Origin of the sequence: Streptomyces sp. NPDC005202 (assembly GCF_040608235.1) — a bacterium.
Taxonomy (GTDB): domain Bacteria; phylum Actinomycetota; class Actinomycetes; order Streptomycetales; family Streptomycetaceae; genus Streptomyces.
The window spans coordinates 1-17,803 of the sequence record NZ_JBEXHW010000032.1 but is presented as its reverse complement, the minus strand read 5'-3'; the positions used below and the strand labels follow the sequence as shown (position 1 = coordinate 17,803).

The 17,803-nt window shown below is 69.4% G+C and carries 15 protein-coding genes and 2 tRNA genes; 12 read left to right on the top strand and 5 right to left on the bottom strand.

The features are described 5' to 3' along the window. Positions 1-58 precede the first annotated feature (58 nt). Positions 59-1,519, bottom strand: a complete 1,461-nt coding sequence (locus ABZV31_RS31030) for an amino acid permease (RefSeq protein ID WP_355900217.1) — start codon at positions 1,517-1,519, stop codon at positions 59-61. 216 nt (positions 1,520-1,735) lie between these two features. Here ABZV31_RS31030 and ABZV31_RS31025 point away from each other — a divergent pair, with 216 nt between their 5' ends. Then, positions 1,736-2,221, top strand: coding sequence for a ribose-5-phosphate isomerase (locus ABZV31_RS31025; protein WP_355900216.1), 486 nt, complete (start codon positions 1,736-1,738; stop codon positions 2,219-2,221). 258 nt (positions 2,222-2,479) lie between these two features. Further along, the gene (locus ABZV31_RS31020; protein ID WP_355900215.1) at positions 2,480-3,289 is read left to right on the top strand and encodes a DNA-formamidopyrimidine glycosylase family protein; all 810 of its coding nucleotides are present in this window, start codon (positions 2,480-2,482) and stop codon (positions 3,287-3,289) included. A gap of 25 nt (positions 3,290-3,314) precedes the next feature. On the opposite strand, the gene ABZV31_RS31015 is transcribed toward ABZV31_RS31020, so the two are convergent. After that, on the bottom strand, positions 3,315-4,607 hold the full coding sequence (locus ABZV31_RS31015) for a GNAT family N-acetyltransferase (RefSeq protein WP_355900214.1): 1,293 nt from the start codon (positions 4,605-4,607) through the stop codon (positions 3,315-3,317). A 162-nt stretch (positions 4,608-4,769) separates the two neighbouring features. Here ABZV31_RS31015 and ABZV31_RS31010 point away from each other — a divergent pair, with 162 nt between their 5' ends. Beyond that, complete coding sequence (locus ABZV31_RS31010) at positions 4,770-5,942, top strand: PP2C family protein-serine/threonine phosphatase (RefSeq protein ID WP_355900213.1); 1,173 nt, start codon at positions 4,770-4,772, stop codon at positions 5,940-5,942. 64 nt (positions 5,943-6,006) lie between these two features. Continuing rightward, positions 6,007-6,480, top strand: coding sequence for an HD domain-containing protein (locus tag ABZV31_RS31005; protein ID WP_355900212.1), 474 nt, complete (start codon positions 6,007-6,009; stop codon positions 6,478-6,480). On the opposite strand, the gene ABZV31_RS31000 is transcribed toward ABZV31_RS31005, so the two are convergent. Continuing rightward, positions 6,455-7,573, bottom strand: a complete 1,119-nt coding sequence (locus tag ABZV31_RS31000; protein WP_355900211.1) for an acyltransferase family protein — start codon at positions 7,571-7,573, stop codon at positions 6,455-6,457. The genes ABZV31_RS31005 and ABZV31_RS31000 overlap by 26 nt on opposite strands. Positions 7,574-8,123: 550 nt before the next feature. Here ABZV31_RS31000 and ABZV31_RS30995 point away from each other — a divergent pair. Both ABZV31_RS30995 and ABZV31_RS30990 read left to right on the top strand, forming a co-directional pair. Beyond that, on the top strand, positions 8,124-8,318 hold the full coding sequence (locus tag ABZV31_RS30995; RefSeq protein WP_355900210.1) for a hypothetical protein: 195 nt from the start codon (positions 8,124-8,126) through the stop codon (positions 8,316-8,318). A gap of 147 nt (positions 8,319-8,465) precedes the next feature. Beyond that, positions 8,466-8,633 carry a hypothetical protein gene (locus ABZV31_RS30990; protein WP_355900209.1) on the top strand — a complete coding sequence of 56 codons (168 nt, stop codon included), beginning with the start codon at positions 8,466-8,468 and terminating at the stop codon, positions 8,631-8,633. 135 nt (positions 8,634-8,768) lie between these two features. Here ABZV31_RS30990 and ABZV31_RS30985 read toward each other — a convergent pair. Continuing rightward, positions 8,769-8,839: transfer RNA gene (locus ABZV31_RS30985), tRNA-Gly, on the bottom strand. A gap of 194 nt (positions 8,840-9,033) precedes the next feature. Here ABZV31_RS30985 and ABZV31_RS30980 point away from each other — a divergent pair. The 5 genes from ABZV31_RS30980 (at position 9,034) to clpX (ending at position 13,903) form a co-directional block, all read left to right on the top strand. After that, positions 9,034-9,110: transfer RNA gene (locus ABZV31_RS30980), tRNA-Pro, on the top strand. A gap of 180 nt (positions 9,111-9,290) precedes the next feature. After that, complete coding sequence (tig, locus tag ABZV31_RS30975) at positions 9,291-10,673, top strand: trigger factor (protein ID WP_355900208.1); 1,383 nt, start codon at positions 9,291-9,293, stop codon at positions 10,671-10,673. 385 nt (positions 10,674-11,058) lie between these two features. Further along, the gene (locus tag ABZV31_RS30970) at positions 11,059-11,664 is read left to right on the top strand and encodes an ATP-dependent Clp protease proteolytic subunit (protein ID WP_355900264.1); all 606 of its coding nucleotides are present in this window, start codon (positions 11,059-11,061) and stop codon (positions 11,662-11,664) included. Positions 11,665-11,774: 110 nt separating this feature from the next. Next, on the top strand, positions 11,775-12,455 hold the full coding sequence (locus ABZV31_RS30965) for an ATP-dependent Clp protease proteolytic subunit (protein ID WP_355900207.1): 681 nt from the start codon (positions 11,775-11,777) through the stop codon (positions 12,453-12,455). A 161-nt stretch (positions 12,456-12,616) separates the two neighbouring features. Continuing rightward, complete coding sequence (gene clpX / locus ABZV31_RS30960; RefSeq protein ID WP_355900206.1) at positions 12,617-13,903, top strand: ATP-dependent Clp protease ATP-binding subunit ClpX; 1,287 nt, start codon at positions 12,617-12,619, stop codon at positions 13,901-13,903. Positions 13,904-13,976: 73 nt separating this feature from the next. On the opposite strand, the gene ABZV31_RS30955 is transcribed toward clpX, so the two are convergent. Beyond that, positions 13,977-14,912 carry a hypothetical protein gene (locus ABZV31_RS30955; RefSeq protein ID WP_355900205.1) on the bottom strand — a complete coding sequence of 312 codons (936 nt, stop codon included), beginning with the start codon at positions 14,910-14,912 and terminating at the stop codon, positions 13,977-13,979. Between the two features lie 133 nt (positions 14,913-15,045). Between ABZV31_RS30955 and ABZV31_RS30950 the strand changes: the two genes are divergently transcribed. Further along, positions 15,046-17,670 carry a valine--tRNA ligase gene (locus tag ABZV31_RS30950; RefSeq protein WP_355900204.1) on the top strand — a complete coding sequence of 875 codons (2,625 nt, stop codon included), beginning with the start codon at positions 15,046-15,048 and terminating at the stop codon, positions 17,668-17,670. Positions 17,671-17,803 lie beyond the last annotated feature (133 nt).

Here is a 17,803-nt window from a genome sequence, read left to right as displayed (position 1 = left end):
GGGGCAAAAAGAAGAGGGAGCCCCGAAGGGCTCCCTCGAGTCCGGTGGACGGCCTGCGTCAGCCGACCGAGACCTTCTCCGCCTCGGCCCGCACCGCGACCCGGCCGCCGAGCTTCTGCTTGACCACGGCGATCACCAGCACGATCGCCGCGACCAGCAGCGACAGCAGCATGGTCTCGCGGCCGTCGTGCTCGGTGTCGGTCAGCATGTAGCCGAGGACGAACACGATGAGCGCGGCCGTCGCCCAGGTCAGGTACGGGTACAGCCACATCTTCACGATCAGCTTCTCCGGCGCCTCGGCCTGGATGATCCTCCGCATGCGCAGCTGCGAGAAGCAGATCACCAGCCAGACGAACAGGGCGACCGCGCCGGAGGAGTTGACGAGGAAGAGGAAGACGGAGTCCGGGAACTTGTAGTTGAAGAACACGGCCACGAAGCCGAAGACGACCGACACGATGATCGCGGCCATCGGCACACCCCGGCTGTTGGTCCGTGCGAAGGCCTTGGGCGCGTCACCGCGCTCGCCGAGCGAGAACGCCATGCGGGAGGCCGTGTAGAGGCCGGAGTTGAGACAGGACAGCACCGAGGTCAGCACGATGAAGTTCATGATCTGACCGGCGTGCGCGATTCCGAGGGAGTCCAGGGCGGCGACGTAGGAGCCCTTCTCGGTGATCGACTTGTCGTTCCAGGGGAGCAGGGAGACGACGACGAGGATCGAGCCGAGGTAGAAGACGGCGATGCGCCAGATGATGCTGTTGGTCGACTTGGTGACGGCGCGCTGCGGGTCCTCCGACTCGCCCGCCGCGAGGGTCGCGATCTCGCTGCCCATGAAGGAGAAGACGACGAGCAGCACACCGGTGAGGATGGCGCCGGGTCCGTGGGGCAGGAAGCCGCCGTGGCCGGTGAGGTTGCCGAGCCCCGCCTTGTCGCTGTGCACGCCGGGCAGCACGCCGAACACGGCCAGCGCGCCGATGACGATGAACGCGCCGATCGCCACGACCTTGATCCCGGCGAACCAGAACTCGAACTCGCCGTAGGAGCCGACGGAGACCAGGTTGGTGGCGGTCAGCACCACCATCACGATGAGGGCCCATCCCCACTGGGGCACCGCGGGGATCCACCCTTCGAGGATCTTGGCGCCGGCGGTCGCCTCCACGGCCAGCACGACGACCCAGAAGAACCAGTACAGCCAGCCGATGGAGAACCCGGCCCAGCTGCCGAGCGCGCGGTCGGCGTGCGCGGAGAAGGAACCGGAGGTCGGGTTGGCGGCGGACATTTCGCCGAGCATGCGCATCACGAGGACGACAAGCATGCCGACGAGGGCGTAGGAGAGGAGGATGCCGGGGCCGGCGGTGGCGATGCCGGAGCTGGAACCGACGAACAGTCCCGCACCGATCACCCCACCAATGGCGATCATCGACAGGTGGCGGTTCTTGAGTCCGGCCTGAAGCCCTGAACCGTGTCCGTCGGGGCTTACGTGGCCGCTTCCAGCCTTCGACAGGGTCGTCTGCGAGGTCATGGACGGATTTCCTTTGCGCCGGGTGAGCGGTTTCCCGTACGAGCGGTGTACGAGTCGGTCCAGTGAATCCGAGGCAAAGGAATTCGTGAACCTTCGAAATGGAATCGTTACTTGATGTTTCCTTGAGGTTTGTAACGTGGCTCACATTCCTCGGGCGCCTGTGGTACGACGCCACCCGAGACGGCTGGCCCGAAACCGCCGTGTCACACTCGGACCATGCGCGTGTATCTCGGCTCGGACCATGCGGGCTTCGAACTCAAGAACCACCTCGTCGAGTGGCTCAAGGCGGCGGGCCACGAGCCCGTCGACTGCGGGCCGCACATCTACGACGCCCAGGACGACTACCCGCCCTTCTGCCTGCGCGCCGCGGAGCGCACGGCCGCGGACCCCGACGCCCTCGGCATCGTGATCGGCGGCTCCGGCAACGGCGAGCAGATCGCGGCGAACAAGGTGAAGGGCGTGCGGGCGGCCCTGGCCTGGAGCGAGGAGACCGCGTCGCTCGGCCGGCAGCACAACAACGCGAACGTCGTGGCGGTGGGCGCGCGCATGCACACGCTGGCGGAGGCGACGAAGTTCGTCGAGACCTTCCTCAACACCCCCTTCTCCGGTGACGAGCGCCACATCCGCCGCATCGACATGCTGTCGGCGTACGAGACGACGGGCGACCTCCCGCCGATCCCGGCCCACCACCCGCAGCAGTAGGGGCCGGCCGCGCCTGGGGTTGCCGTTGCTCTTGGGGCACCCGGCGCCGGTGCCGCCCTCGCCGGGGGCTGCCGCCCCCGGGGCCCCGGGACGTCGTCCTGGGAAGGGGGGGCAGGGGACGGAGTTCCCGCCGGGGCCCGGGGCCAAGCCCCAGGGTGGGGTGAGCCCTCATCCGACCGAGTCGCGCAGGCCGGTGGGCAGAGGGGCCTAGAGCAGTCCCGAGGAGTTGTCAGACACCGGGTGGGAAAGGAACCGCACGTGCCAGAGGGGCACACCATTCACCGGCTGGCCGAGGACTACGCGGCACGGTTCGCCCATGGCCGCGTCACCGTCAGCAGCCCCCAGGGCAAGTTCAGCGACGCCGCCGCCCTCCTCGACGGTACCGCCCTGCACACCGCCGACGCCCACGGCAAGCACCTCTTCCTGGGCTTCCGCGACGGCGACTGGGTCCACATCCACCTCGGCCTCTTCGGCAAGGTCACCTTCGGCGACGCCCCCGCACCCCCGCCCACGGACACCGTCCGCCTCCGCCTCGCCAACGCCACCTCGTACGTCGACCTCCGTGGCCCCACGACCTGCGCACTGATCACCGAGGCCGAGAAGAACGCCATACACGACCGCCTCGGCCCCGACCCCCTCCGCCCAGACGCCGACCCGGCCGCCGCCTACGCCCGCATCCGCCGCAGCCGTACGACGATCGCCGCCCTCCTGATGGACCAGAAGGTCATCGCCGGCGTCGGCAACGTCTACCGCGCCGAGGTCCTCTTCCGGCACCGTATCGACCCCTACCGCCAGGGCAGGGACATCACCCCGGCCGAGTGGGACGCGATGTGGACCGACCTCGTCGAGCTCATGCACGCCGGCGTCCGCGCCAACCGCATCGACACCGTCCGCCCGGAACACACCCCGGAGGCGATGGGCCGCCCGCCCCGCGTCGACGACCACGGCGGCGAGGTCTACGTCTACCGCCGGGCCCACCAGCCCTGCCACATCTGCGGCGGCGAGATCCGCACCGCCGATCTCGCCGCCCGCAACCTCTTCTGGTGCCCGACCTGTCAGAAGTCCTGACGCCGTCGGAAAACCCGACGTCGGCCTAGAACCCGTGCGGCAGCCACGGCGCCACCGCCGACCCGAACCCCAACGACGCCTCCGCCAGCGCCCCCTGCCGCAGTTCCCGCACCCGCCCGGCGGCGGCCAGTGAGGCCAGCGACACACCACCGAGGTACGCCGCGCCCAACTCGCGTACGGACAGGGCGAGGTCCGCCGCATCCGACGTCCGCTCGCAGGACGCCCCCTTCGCATCCCCGCTCAGCCGCCAACGCCCGGCGTTCCAGGGGCAGAACGCGTCCTCCACCTCGAACACCACGTCCACCGGCGCCTGGTACGTCCGCGCCGCAAGCGCCGCCCCGACGTCGACGAGCCGCACGTACAAACAGTCCCGCAGCCGCGGCCGGCAGCGCCGGATGTCGGTCACCAGGTACTGCCAGGACTCGTCGACCGGCCGCCCCCGCACGGTCAGCGTCGTCGTCAGGTCGATGCCGAACAGGAAGCGCCACAGCGCCGCGTCGGTCGCGGGATCGAGTGCGGCCAGGTCGTCGAGGAGCACCGTGCCGTCGTGCCCGGTGACGCCCCAGCCGAGCTTGACGCGGTAGCGGGCGTACCCCGTGACCTCGCCGCCCGCCCGTCTCCCACCACCACCCTCAATCGAAGGCGCTTCGCGCCCCCTGGTTTGCTCGGCGACCACGCACTGCAGCGGGGACGCGCCGTCCCGCTCGCTCTCCGGGTCGAGCAGCCCCACCCGCTCCCAGCCGGGCCGCCGGGCCAGCATCCCGGGCCGGCGGGGCACCAGCTGTGCGTACACCGCCTCGCATGCGTCGAGGACGTCGGCGGGCGCCGCGTACCGCAGGCGTACGTCGTCGGTGCCGGCCGGGACCGACAGTCCGGCCCGGCTCGTGTCGATCTCGGCGCTGACCTGGAAGGTCGCGGCGGCGTACCCGAACCGGCCGTAGATCGCCGGCTCGGAGGCGGTCAGCACCGCCAGCGGCTCGCCCCAGGAGCGGACGTCGTCCAACTGCCGCCGCATCATCGAGGTCAGCACCCCGCGCCGCCGGTGCGTGGCGGCCACGCTGACCATCGTGACGCCGGCGGCGGGCACCAGCGCGCCGCCGGGCACGGTCATGCGGAAGCTGAACGCCCCCGCCGTCCCCACGCACGCGTCTCCGTCCCAGGCACCGAGGGAACGGTCGAGCTCCGTGAGGGAATTCCACAGCTCCCTCTCCTCGGGCGACTCAGGGACCCCGCCGAAGGCGCGGATCAGGTTGTCGTACCACGCATCCCAGTCGTCCCGCCGCAGCACCCTCAGCTCGCTCGCAAGGTCAGTCGCCATGAGCCACGCCTATCAGGGCAATGCGGGACGAGCGAGCGAATTTCTCCCGGGTGGCAGCGGGACGGCTTTCTGTGAAGTTCACTGTGAAGTTGAACCTCGGACGGGGGACAAGTGGGGCCTCCCGTGCCAAGCAGCTGGTCCGATGGATAGGGTCCCGAACTAATGGCAGCAGGACGAGAGCGGCGCGCGGAAGCCGAGACGTTCACGGCCCGGTTGAAGAAGCAGTGGCACCGGGCCCGCGTCGGCGTGCGCAGAGCCGGCGTCGACTACTTCCGCGGGGACGGCTCGGACTGGGTCGCGCTCGGCGGCCTGCTGCTGACCATCCCACTGATCGCGGCCGTGACGCTCGCCAACTCGGTGTGGTGCTCGCCGGCCGCGCTCGTCCTGCCCATCGTCGCGGGCGGTCTGCTGCTGCGCCCGGCGAGCCTGCTCGGCCTGTACGCGGCGGCGGCCACGGGGCTCATCGTGGAGTCGGTGCGGCTCGGGCCGTACACCGAGGGCCCGTCCCGGGTGACCCCGGGCGTCGTGCTGGTGGTCGCCGCCTGCGGCTTCTTCGGGTTGCTGGTCGCGCAGTTCCGCAGCCGCGTCGGCGTGCCCTGGCGGCGCGGCGGCACGATGCTGTTCGACCTGCGCGAACGCATCCGGGTGCAGAGCAAGTTGCCGAAGCTGCCCGACGGCTGGCACCGCGAGATGGCGCTGCGCCCGGCTGGTGGACAGTCCTTCTCCGGCGACTTCGTGGTCGCGGCCCGGACGAACGGCGGCCGCACCCTGGAGGTCGTCCTCACGGACGTGTCGGGCAAGGGCATGGACGCCGGCTCGCGGGCGCTGCTGCTGTCGGGCGCGTTCGGCGGCCTGCTGGGCAGTCTGCCCCCGCACGCGTTCCTTCCGGCGGCGAACGGCTATCTGCTGCGCCAGGACTGGGAGGAGGGCTTCGCCACCTCGATCCATCTGGTCCTGGACCTGGACTCCGGCGACTACGAGCTGTACTCCGCGGGGCACCCGCCGGGCCTGCAACTCAGCGCGGGCAGCGGCCGCTGGGAGGAGAAGGCGGCCGAGGGCCCGCTGCTCGGCGTGTACGACGGCGCCCAGTTCGACCCCGTCAAGGGCTCCCTGCGCCCCGGTGACGTCCTGATGCTGTTCACCGACGGCCTGGTGGAGACGTCCGACCGCGACATCGTCGAGGGCATCGACCGCCTCACCGGCGAGGCCGACCGCTACGTCGCCGGCGGCTTCCACGGAGCCGCCTGGCACCTCATCGAAGCGGTGGCCAAGGACGTCAACGACGACCGGGCACTGCTGCTGATCTGCCGCGAGGCCCAGCCGACGGTCCGCTGAACCGGCGCCGGGCGGGCCGAGGTCCGGCCTGCGCCGCACCGTCGCCGTGACCCACACTGGACGCGTGACCGAGACGCCCCGAACCCTCCTGCCGGCCGAAGTGGAAGCCACCGCCCGTGCCGCGCACGCCGGGCAGACGGACAAGGCGGGCCGGCCCTACGCCGAGCACCTCCAGGCCGTCGCCGAGGGCGTGCGCGCCCGCGGCGGCGACGCGGACCAGATCGCGGCGGCCTGGCTGCACGACTCCGTCGAGGACGACGCCCTCTCCGAGCAGTGGCTGCACCAGGCCCCGCTGAGCCGCCGTACGAAGGACATCGTGCTGGCGGTCACCAAGCGGGCGGGGGAGGACCCGGAGGCGTACGCGCGGCGCATCCTCGCCACGCCCGGCGCGCTGCTGGTGAAGGAGGCGGACCTGGCGCACAACGCCGACCCGGCCCGGCTCGCGGTCCTCGACGAGGCCACCCGTGCACGACTGACCGAGAAGTACGCACGGATGCGCGCACTTCTCGGTCTCACGGACCCAGGAAGCCGACGCTGACCTTTTCGCGCTCGCGCTGCTCCGTCTTCTGGCGCTCGCGGGCCAGTTCGGCCGCGTCCTGCTTGAAGGCCCACTCCATCCTCGGCTCCATCGCGAACCGGAAGACCCGCTGCACGGGCCGCGTGCACAGCAGGGTCACCGCCGCCGCCGCGAGGGTGGTGACGAGGATCTCGCCGAGCGGGCGGTGCAGCCAGGCGTGGTCGAACCAGCCCTGGTAGTCGCCGGCCTTGACCAGGAAACCGTGCAGCAGATAGCCGTACAGCGTGCCCGCGCCCAGCGCCGTGAACCACATCCTGCGGCGCGGCACCCAGGCGAAGAAGCAGGCGGTCAGCAGCAGCGAGCAGCCGAACATCGCCAGCACCATGACGGGGCCGACCCACCAGGGCGCGCCCAACTCCTGTGCGGCGTCGCGGTGGTAGAACCACGCGGTGTTCATGCGCGGCACCGCCCACCAGCCGACGACCAGCGCCGCGGCGAACACGGGCACCGACAGGATCCGCACCGAGCGGCGGCGCACCAGCTGGAAGTGCTCGGGCTTCATGGACAGGCCCAGCACGAAGTAGGGGAGGAACTGCAGGACGCGCTGGAGGTCGAGGTCGTCGCCGATCTCAGGGGAGGCGGAGGCCAGCATGGCGATGCCGAGCGCGAGCGGCAGCGGCCAACGCACCAGCTTCCAGACGGGGGTGGTCAGCCGCCAGATGAACAGCGCGCACAGGAACCAGGTCAGGTACCAGGGATCGAGGAGGCTGATGTCCTGGTCGGGGGTGTGGTCGACGACGCGTTTGAAGAGCGGGTAGGCGGTCTCGAAGACGATGTACGGCACGGCGACGCCGGTGATCAGCCGCTTGAGCCGGTCGGGGCGCGCGTCGAAGCTGCGGGAGAAGAAGCCGGAGATGATGATGAACGCCGGCATGTGGAAGGTGTACACGACCGTGTACAGGCCCTCGAGGATGCGGCTGTCGCCCTTGAGCGGCTCCCAGGCGTGGCCCATGGCCACCAGCACGATCGCCAGGTACTTGGCGTTGTCGAAGAACGCGTCGCGCTGCTTGCCCGGCTTGCCGCTCTGCTCGCCGGGCTTGCGTGGACTCGGCACTCCCGGTGCCGGCGAGTGTGCCGGGGGGAGCGGCGATCTGTTCTGGCCGGGGGACGAGGCAGCGTGGAACATCTGAGGCACCCTAGCGTTGTCCGTGGGATTTCGTAAAACCCCGGACGTCATTCCTGGTTATTCGCTGCGGATACCCGGGATTTGACGAAGTCGACGTGACTGTCGCGGTGACTGTCGACACATCGTGCAGGCCGCTCAGGCCCGTCATATGCACCCTCAATGTCGGGATTCGTCCTGACTAATTGGCGCATGGGGCCGCGTCTGCGGCAACAAATCGAATTACCTGTGAACGCGATGTGTGGACATGGAAACGATGTCTTTCAATGCCCTGTGCAGCGGCACCCCCGAATTGCCGTACGGGGCGCGGCCGGAGACGGCGCCCGGCCCGCGGTTGCGCGACCCCGTCACACGGTCGTGGCCGATGATGCGTCAGCCGCCGCATACGCGAGTCGGGTTGGTGGCACGATGGTTCTGGCGGGGTGCGCGGGGTTGGCGCCCCCGGGCCGGGAGAGCGGACCGACCGAGGGTGTGATCAGTTGTGGCCATTTCACTGTCCGTGGTGCTGCTGTTGGCGATCATCCTGGTGGTGTTGCTCAGAGGGGGGTCGATCAAGGCCGGGCCGGCCATCGTCGCCATGCTCTTCGGCTTCTTCCTCGCGTCCACCGGCATGGCTCCGTCCATCAACCGGTTCCTGAACTCGATAGCGGAGACCATCAACTCGATCAGCTTCTGACCGGCGGCGAGGCGCCCGGCCGGCGCCGGCCGGTGCGGAAACCGGCCAACGTGATGCCGGCCGAGGACGCCCCCCGCGTGATCGACTGCGGCATCTCCCGCGCCGTCGACCCCCGCGGCCGCGGACGTCCTCACCCGCACCGGCCGCGTGACGGGCACCCGGCCCTTCTGGACCGTCACGCCGCGCGGCACGTTCACGTCGGCCGGGCAGGCCGACGGCCGCCTCGCCCTGCTTCCCGCCTCCACCGACGAGGTCACCCCCGCCCACCGCCGCCTCACCCTGCTCGACGTCGCCGAACGCACCCGGCGGCCTTGATCCACCAGCACGTCGGCGCCGACCGCGACGGGCACGCGGGAGACACGCTGGGCCGACTGGACTGAACCAGAGCCCCCGGAAACGATCAGGGCCGGGTCGGAGGATGATCCTCCGACCCGGCCCTGAGCCGTACAGAGCGGGCGACGGGAATCGAACCCGCGTAGCCAGTTTGGAAGACTGGGGCTCTACCATTGAGCTACGCCCGCACACAGCGCGCGCCACAAGTCGGGCGACCGCGGCACAGAAGGCATCGTAGCGGGTCGTACGCCGTCGCCGCACACCCCGTTCGCCCGCACCCCGCATTCGCCCGCACTCCGCGCCCGCGCCGCAGCAAGCCCGGGCGTCGTGAAATGCAGCGGCCGCACTGCCTGCGGCCATGTACCCTACGTGTCGCACCAAACGGGGTGTGGCGCAGCTTGGTAGCGCGTCCGCTTTGGGAGCGGAAGGCCGTGGGTTCAAATCCCGCCACCCCGACCACCTGCCGGCCGCCGGTCGGCGCCACCACGCGTGATCGCCTTTTGGGGCGCTGAGCGGCTGCGGTTACTATGCAAGCTGCGCGCCCGTGTCTCAGCGTCTGAAGTCCTCCGGGCAGCGAAATCCGCCGGACCTGTTTGGCCCCGGCAGAAACCAAGAAGTCAGCCACAAGGAGACCGAACCGTGAAGAGCGCCGTGGAGACCCTGAACCCGACCCGGGTTCGGCTCACTGTCGAGGTGCCCTTCGAGGAGCTCAAGGACAGCCTCGACGCGGCGTACAAGAAGATCAACCAGCAGGTCACGGTGAAGGGCTTCCGCAAGGGCAAGATCCCGGCCCGCGTCATCGACCAGCGGTTCGGCCGCGGTGCGGTCCTGGAGGAGGCGGTCAACGACGCGCTTCCGAAGTTCTACACCGAGGCGGTCAACGAGGCCGAGCTGAGCCCGCTGGGCCAGCCCGAGGTGGACATCACCGAGCTGAAGGACGGCGAGACGCTGAACTTCACCGCCGAGGTCGACGTCCGCCCGACCATCCAGATCCCGGACTACTCCGGCATCGAGGTCGAGGTCGACGCCGTCGAGGTGACCGACGAGGACGTCGAGAAGGCGGTCGAGCAGCTGCGCGAGCGCTTCGCCTCGACGACCCCGGTCGAGCGCGCCGCCGAGGACGGCGACGTCGTCACCATCGACCTGGAGGCCAAGGTCGAGGGCGAGATCCTCGAGGACGGCATCGCCAAGGGCGTCTCCTACACCATCGGCTCCGGCGAGCTGCTGGACGGCATCGACGACGCCGTGAAGGGCCTGTCCGCCGGTGAGGAGGCCACCTTCACCTCCGAGCTCAAGGGCGGCTCGGCGGCCGGCAAGGAGGCCGAGGTCACCGTCAAGGTCACCCAGGTGGCCCAGCGTGAACTGCCGGAGCTGGACGACGAGTTCGCGCAGCTCGCCTCCGAGTTCGACACCCTCGAGGAGCTGAAGGCCGACAGCCGCAAGCGCCTGGAGAGCATGAAGCAGTACGACCAGGCCACGCAGGCCCAGGAGCGCGTCCTGGACAAGCTGCTCGAGCTGGTCGAGGTCCCGGTCCCCGAGAAGCTGCTCGAGGACGAGATCAACACCCGCAAGCACAACCTCGAGCACCACCAGCTCGCGCAGATGGGGCTCACCCTCGACAAGTACCTGGAGATCCAGGGCAAGACCGCCGAGGAGTTCGAGAACGAGACCCGCGAGGCCGCGATCAAGGGCATCAAGACCCAGTTCGTGCTCGATGAGCTCGTCACCAAGGAGAAGCTGAGCGTCAACCAGGAGGAGCTCACCGAGCACCTCATGCGGCGTGCCGCCTCCTCCGGCATGTCCCCCGACCAGTTCGCCCAGGCGGTCGTCCAGCAGAACCAGGTTCCGCTCCTGGTCGGCGAGGTCGCCCGCGGCAAGGCCCTGGCCGTCGTGGTCGAGGCCGCGACCGTGAAGGACACCAACGGCGAGATCGTCGACCTGAACGACGAGGACGAGGACGAGGCCGCGAAGGGCTCCGCCGAGGACGCCGAAGACGAGGGCGAGGAGAAGGCCGAGGCCTGATCCCTGCGGGTCGTCTCCGACGTACGTACGATGGGCTCTGGGGCGTGAGACGCCTCGGGGCCCATTGCCGTCCGGACCGACCGGAGGGGCAGCACCGACCGGAGGGGCAGCACCGCAATAGGGGCCGCGGGGAACAGCGCGCTCAGCCATGGACAACCCGCAGCCGCACGCCTTTGAGTGCTCCCACGGCGCTACGCCCCCGGCGAACACCCGCGGAAGCGGGATGGCACCGCCCGGCCTGCGCGTTAGGGTCCTTGAATACGAGGGCAGGGGAGTCCCCGAAGCCGCCGCGGACGGTGGCGCACCGGGGTCCCACGCCCCGGCAGAACACGTGAGACGGCCCGGCGCCGTCGTAAGACGAGCAGGTGGATACGTGACGAATCTGATGCCCCCCGCCGCCGGCGAGCCTTCCATCGGTGGTGGCCTCGGCGACCAGGTCTACAACCGGCTGCTCAACGAGCGGATCATCTTCCTCGGCCAGCCGGTCGACGACGACATCGCGAACAAGATCACCGCACAGCTGCTGCTCCTTGCCGCCGACCCGGACAAGGACATCTACCTGTACATCAACAGCCCCGGCGGTTCGATCACGGCCGGCATGGCGATCTACGACACCATGCAGTACATCAAGAACGACGTGGTGACGATCGCCATGGGCCTCGCGGCCTCGATGGGCCAGTTCCTGCTCAGCGCGGGCACCCACGGCAAGCGCTTCGCGCTGCCGAACGCCGAGATCCTGATCCACCAGCCCTCCGCCGGCCTGGCCGGCTCGGCCTCGGACATCAAGATCCATGCCGAGCGGCTGCTGCACACCAAGAAGCGCATGGCCGAGCTCACCGCCTTCCACACCGGCCAGTCGGTCGAGCAGATCACCCGCGACTCCGACCGCGACCGGTGGTTCGACCCCCACGAAGCCAAGGAGTACGGCCTCATCGACGACGTCATCACCTCGGCCGCCGGCATGCCGGGCGGCGGCGGCACCGGGGCCTGAGCCGCTCCCACGGGGCCCGCACGGCCCTGTGAGCCGCTCGCACGGAGGTTCCCTCCGGGCAGCCCAGCCAGCCCTTCAGCCGACCGCCCAGCCCCCTTCCAGGAGACACCGTGAACGACTTCCCCGGCAGCGGCCTCTACGACCGTATGCGCGCCGAGTACACCGGCCCCGCGGCCGAGTCCCGCTACGTCATCCCGCGCTTCGTCGAGCGCACCTCCCAGGGCATCCGCGAGTACGACCCGTACGCGAAGCTCTTCGAGGAGCGCGTGATCTTCCTCGGCGTCCAGATCGACGACGCCTCCGCCAACGACGTCATGGCCCAGCTGCTGTGCCTGGAGTCGATGGACCCCGACCGGGACATCTCGGTCTACATCAACAGCCCCGGCGGCTCCTTCACGGCGCTGACGGCCATCTACGACACGATGCAGTACGTGAAGCCGGACATCCAGACGGTCTGCATGGGCCAGGCCGCCTCCGCCGCCGCCGTCCTGCTGGCCGCCGGCACCAAGGGCAAGCGCATGGCCCTGCCGAACGCCCGCGTGCTGATCCACCAGCCGTACAGCGAGACCGGCCGCGGCCAGGTCTCCGACCTGGAGATCGCCGCCAACGAGATCCTCCGGATGCGCACGCAGCTGGAGGAGATGCTGGCCAAGCACTCCACCCAGCCGATCGAGAAGATCCGCGAGGACATCGAGCGCGACAAGATCCTCACGGCCGAGGACGCGCTGTCGTACGGCCTGATCGACCAGATCATCACCACGCGGAAGATGGACAACGCCGCCCTCCGCTGACGCGGAAGCGGCGTCGTCTGCCGCTCCTTGGCACGGTGCACGTCAAAGTGAACCGTGCCAAGGGGGGCCCGAACCGGGGGCCCGGCAAGGTACCGTCGGACATAAGGCAGCACCAGGAGCCGCTCGACCTAGGCGTCTCCCAGGCGAAGGGGAAGCACACCGTGGCACGCATCGGTGACGGCGGCGATCTGCTCAAGTGCTCGTTCTGCGGAAAGAGCCAGAAGCAGGTCAAGAAGCTCATCGCAGGGCCCGGTGTGTACATCTGCGACGAGTGCATCGATCTCTGCAACGAGATCATCGAGGAAGAGCTCGCGGAGACCAGCGAGGTGCGCTGGGAGGAGCTCCCCAAGCCCCGCGAGATCTACGAGTTCCTCGAGGGATACGTAGTCGGCCAGGAGGCCGCGAAGAAAGCCCTGTCCGTCGCGGTGTACAACCACTACAAGCGGGTCCAGGCCGGCGAGAACAGCGGCTCGCAGGGCCGCGACGACGGCATCGAGCTGGCCAAGTCCAACATCCTGCTGCTCGGCCCCACCGGCTCGGGCAAGACCCTCCTCGCCCAGACCCTGGCCCGCATGCTGAACGTCCCGTTCGCCATCGCCGACGCGACGGCGCTGACGGAGGCGGGGTACGTCGGCGAGGACGTCGAGAACATCCTGCTGAAGCTGATCCAGGCCGCCGACTACGACGTCAAGAAGGCCGAGACCGGGATCATCTACATCGACGAGATCGACAAGGTCGCCCGGAAGAGTGAAAACCCGTCGATCACGCGCGACGTGAGCGGCGAGGGCGTACAGCAGGCCCTGCTCAAGATCCTCGAAGGGACCACGGCGTCGGTCCCGCCCCAGGGCGGCCGCAAACACCCGCATCAGGAGTTCATCCAGATCGACACGACGAACGTCCTGTTCATCGTGGGCGGTGCCTTCGCGGGGCTGGAGAAGATCATCGAGGCGCGGGCGGGCGCGAAGGGCATCGGCTTCGGCGCGCAGATCCGCTCCAAGCGGGAACTGGAGTCCAAGGACTCCTTCGAGGAGGTCATGCCGGAGGACCTGGTCAAGTTCGGCATGATCCCGGAGTTCATCGGCCGCCTCCCGGTCATCACGTCGGTCCACAACCTCGACCGCGAGGCGTTGCTCAAGATCCTGGTCGAGCCGCGCAACGCGTTGGTGAAGCAGTACCAGCGCCTCTTCGAACTCGACGGCGTGGAACTGGACTTCGAACGCGAGGCCCTCGAAGCCATCGCCGACCAGGCGATCCTGCGCCAGACCGGCGCCCGTGGCCTCCGCGCCATCATGGAAGAGGTCCTGATGTCGGTGATGTACGAGGTCCCGTCCCGCAAGGACGTGGCCAGGGTCGTCATCACGGCGGACGTCGTCCACTCCAACGTGAACCCGACTCTGATCCCGCGCGACGCGCGGGGGCGGGGACCGGGCGAGCAGAAGACGGCATAGCCGCCGACACGCAGACATATGAAGGGGCCCCGGCCAACCGGCCGGGGCCCCTTCACCGTTGGGGTGTACGACGTCAGGCCTTGACGCGCGCCGCGGAGCGCAGCTTGGCGGCGAAGGCGGCCACGTCGTCCTGGGAGAAGCCGCCACCGGTCTTGGCGGCGGCCAGGTCGAGGCCGTTGACCACGCCGTAGGTGCTGTGGTCGGCCCAGATGCAGACCGGCATGTCGACGCTGTCCTTGCCCTCCGCGATGGTGGCGATCTGGCACTTCATGACGGCTCCGTCGAGGCCGTCCGGCTGGACGCTCTCCGGGCTGCCCTTCCAGGTGACCGTCTCCTTCTCGCCCACGTTGTCGCCGGTGTTCTGCGAGTTCTTGTGGGAGTTGGCGAAGCCCTGGTCGATCGCGCCCTCGGGATCGCTGATCTTCCCGTAGGCGCCGTTGAGCGCCATCGCCTTGCCGAGGCCCGTGGTCCCACCGGTGGAGTACGACGCCCTCACCACATGACCGTTCTCGATGCCGATCTTCTGCAGCTTGGCCGCGGTGTTGGTGCCGGCCGGGCCGCCGTCGTTGGAGGTCGAGCCGTCGCCCGCCTTCTCGTACTCGCCGACCGTTGCCGGGGGCACCAGCTTGTGCGGGCCGTCGTCCGCGACGTCCGAGGAGCCGCCGCCCCCGATCACGAAGTACGCCCCCACCGCGATCGCCGCCACGACCGCCACCGCGCCGATGATCAGGCCTGTCTTCTTCTTGCCGCCGCCGGGAGCCGGGGGCGGCGGAGCGCCGTAGGGCTGCTGGCCGTACGGGGGCTGCTGGCCGTACGGGTTCGGCTGGGGCGGGACGCCCTGCGGAGGCTGCTGCGGGTAGCCGTAGCCGGGCTGGGCGGGAGGAGCCTGCTGGGGGTAGCCGTAGCCGGGCTGGGGAGCCTGCGGCGGCTGGCCGTAAGGGCCCGGCTGGCCGTAGGGTCCGGGCTGCTGAGGCTGCCCGCCGTACGGGCCCGGCTGGTTGTAGCTCATTTCTGGTTCCCCTCCATGCTTATGTCTTCCTGACATCCTGGCGCAGGCACAGGGAGCGCTCGGCATCGGGGCGCGCACCGTTACAGAACAAACGCGTTTCGGGACGGCACCGTGACGCCTCTAAACTGAGCCCGTGACCGAGAACGCTCAGCAGCAGCCACCAGCGCCCACCACCGAACTGCCGACCCAGTACGCGCCGGCCGACGTAGAGGGGCCGCTGTACGAGCGCTGGGTGGAGCGGGGTTACTTCGAGGCGGACGAGAAGAGCGACAAGCCGCCGTACACCATCGTCATCCCGCCGCCGAACGTCACGGGCTCGCTCCACCTGGGGCACGCCTTCGAGCACACCCTCATCGACGCCCTCACGCGCCGCAAGCGCATGCAGGGCTACGAGACGCTGTGGCAGCCCGGCATGGACCACGCCGGCATCGCCACGCAGAACGTCGTCGAGCGCGAGCTCGCCAAGGAGGGCAAGTCCCGGCACGACCTCGGCCGTGAGGCCTTCGTCGAGCGCGTCTGGCAGTGGAAGGCCGAGTCCGGCGGACAGATCTCCGGGCAGATGCGCCGCCTCGGTGACGGCGTCGCCTGGTCGCGCGAGCGCTTCACCATGGACGAGGGGCTCTCGCAGGCCGTCCAGACCATCTTCAAGCGGCTCTACGACGACGGGCTGATCTACCGCGCCGAGCGCATCATCAACTGGTGCCCGCGCTGTCTGACCGCCATCTCGGACATCGAGGTGGAGTACCAGGACGACGACGGTGAGCTCGTGTCGATGAGGTACGGCGAGGGGGAGGACTCCATCGTCGTTGCCACCACCCGTGCCGAGACCATGCTCGGTGACACCGCCGTCGCCGTTCACCCCGACGACGAGCGGTACAAGCACCTCGTCGGCAAGCTCGTCAAGCTCCCGCTCACCGACCGCTCCATCCCGGTCGTCGCGGACGAGCACGTCGACCCCGAGTTCGGCACCGGTGCCGTCAAGGTCACCCCGGCGCACGACCCGAACGACTTCGAGATCGGGCAGAGGCACGGCCTGCCGGCCATCACGGTGATGGACGAGCACGGCGTCATCACCGCGCACGGCCCCTTCCAGGGCCTGGACCGCTTCGAGGCCCGCTCCACGATCGTCGCGGCCCTGCGCGCCGAGGGCCGGATCGTCGCCGAGAAGCATCCATACGTCCACTCGGTCGGCCACTGCTCGCGCTGCAAGACCACGATCGAGCCGCGCCTGTCATTGCAGTGGTGGGTCAAGGTCGGCCCGCTCGCCAAGGCCGCGGGCGACGCGGTCCGCGAGGGCAAGGTCAAGATCCATCCGCAGGAGATGGAGAAGCGGTACTTCGACTGGGTCGACAACCTCCACGACTGGTGCATCTCGCGGCAGTTGTGGTGGGGGCACCGGATCCCGGTCTGGTACGGGCCCAACGGCGAGGTCGTCTGCGTCGGACCGGACGAGGAGCCGCCGACCGGCGAGGGCTGGCACCAGGACACTGACGTCCTCGACACCTGGTTCTCTTCCGGCCTGTGGCCCTTCTCCACGCTGGGCTGGCCCGAGCAGACCGAGAGCCTGAAGAAGTTCTATCCGAACTCCGTCCTGGTCACCGGCTACGACATCCTCTTCTTCTGGGTCGCCCGGATGATGATGTTCGGCCTGTACGCGATGGACGGCACCCCGCCGTTCCACACCATCGCCCTGCACGGCATGGTCCGCGACCAGTTCGGCAAGAAGATGTCGAAGTCCTTCGGCAACGCGGTCAACCCGCTGGACTGGATGGACAAGTACGGCTCCGACGCGCTGCGCTTCACCCTGGCCCGCGGCGCCAACCCGGGTGTCGACGTCCCGATCGGCGAGGACTGGGTCCAGGGCTCCCGCAACTTCGCCAACAAGATCTGGAACGCCACGCGCTTCGCGCTGATGAACGGCGCCACGGTCGAGGGCCCGCTACCGGATCCGTCGAAGATGTCGGCGACGGACCGCTGGATCCTCTCCCGGCTCAACTCCGTCGTCGCCGAAGTCGACGCCTACTACGACGACTTCCAGTTCGCCAAGCTGTCCGACGCCCTCTTCCACTTCGCGTGGGACGAGGTCTTCGACTGGTACGTCGAGCTGTCCAAGACCACGTTCCAGGCGGGCGGCGAGGCGGCCGAGGTCTCCAAGCGCGTCCTGGGCGAGGTCCTCGACGTCACGCTGAGGCTGCTGCACCCGGTCGTCCCCTTCGTCACGGAGACGCTGTGGACGACGCTGACGGGCGGCGAGTCGATCGTGATCGCCGAGTGGCCCAAGGACAGCGGGTTCCGGGACGCCGGCGCCGAGCGGGAGATCGAGAGCCTCCAGTCCGTCATCACCGAGGTCCGCCGCTTCCGCGCCGACCAGGGTCTGCAGCCCGGTCAGCGGGTTCCGGCGCGGCTGGCCCTCGACGGCACGCCGTTCGTGGCGCACGAGGCGGCCATCCGCCAGCTGCTGCGTCTGCAGCCGGAGGGCGACTCCTTCACCGCCACGGCGACCCTGCCGGTCGCGGGCGCCGAGGTCGCGCTCGACCTCTCCGGCACGATCGACGTGGCGGCGGAGCGGAAGCGGCTGGCGAAGGACCTGGCCGCCGCCGAGAAGGAGAAGGCCCAGGCGACCGCCAAGCTCGGCAACGAGGCGTTCCTCGCGAAGGCCCCGGACCACGTGGTGGAGAAGATCCGCACGCGGCTGGCCAAGGCGGAGGAGGACATCGCCCGGATCCAGGCCCAGCTGGACAAGCTGCCTCCGGCGTAGCCACCGCGACGGCAACCGAAGGCCCCGGAACCACACGGGACGCTGTTGGTTAATTCGGGGCCGGGCGTGACGTCGGCCTTCAAGACCTGGTTGTGGTCTTGAAGGCTGACGTTGTCGTATGGGGTGGGTGCGG

What these genes read in the sequence shown, in the direction of transcription:
- ABZV31_RS31030 (WP_355900217.1), bottom strand. Translation starts at nt 1,519, where the DNA reads ATGACCTCGCAGACGACCCTGTCGAAGGCTGGAAGCGGCCACGTAAGC.
- ABZV31_RS31025 (WP_355900216.1), top strand. Translation starts at nt 1,736, where the DNA reads ATGCGCGTGTATCTCGGCTCGGACCATGCGGGCTTCGAACTCAAGAAC.
- ABZV31_RS31015 (WP_355900214.1), bottom strand. Translation starts at nt 4,607, where the DNA reads ATGGCGACTGACCTTGCGAGCGAGCTGAGGGTGCTGCGGCGGGACGAC.
- ABZV31_RS31010 (WP_355900213.1), top strand. Translation starts at nt 4,770, where the DNA reads ATGGCAGCAGGACGAGAGCGGCGCGCGGAAGCCGAGACGTTCACGGCC.
- ABZV31_RS30970 (WP_355900264.1), top strand. Translation starts at nt 11,059, where the DNA reads ATGCCCCCCGCCGCCGGCGAGCCTTCCATCGGTGGTGGCCTCGGCGAC.
- ABZV31_RS30955 (WP_355900205.1), bottom strand. Translation starts at nt 14,912, where the DNA reads ATGAGCTACAACCAGCCGGGCCCGTACGGCGGGCAGCCTCAGCAGCCC.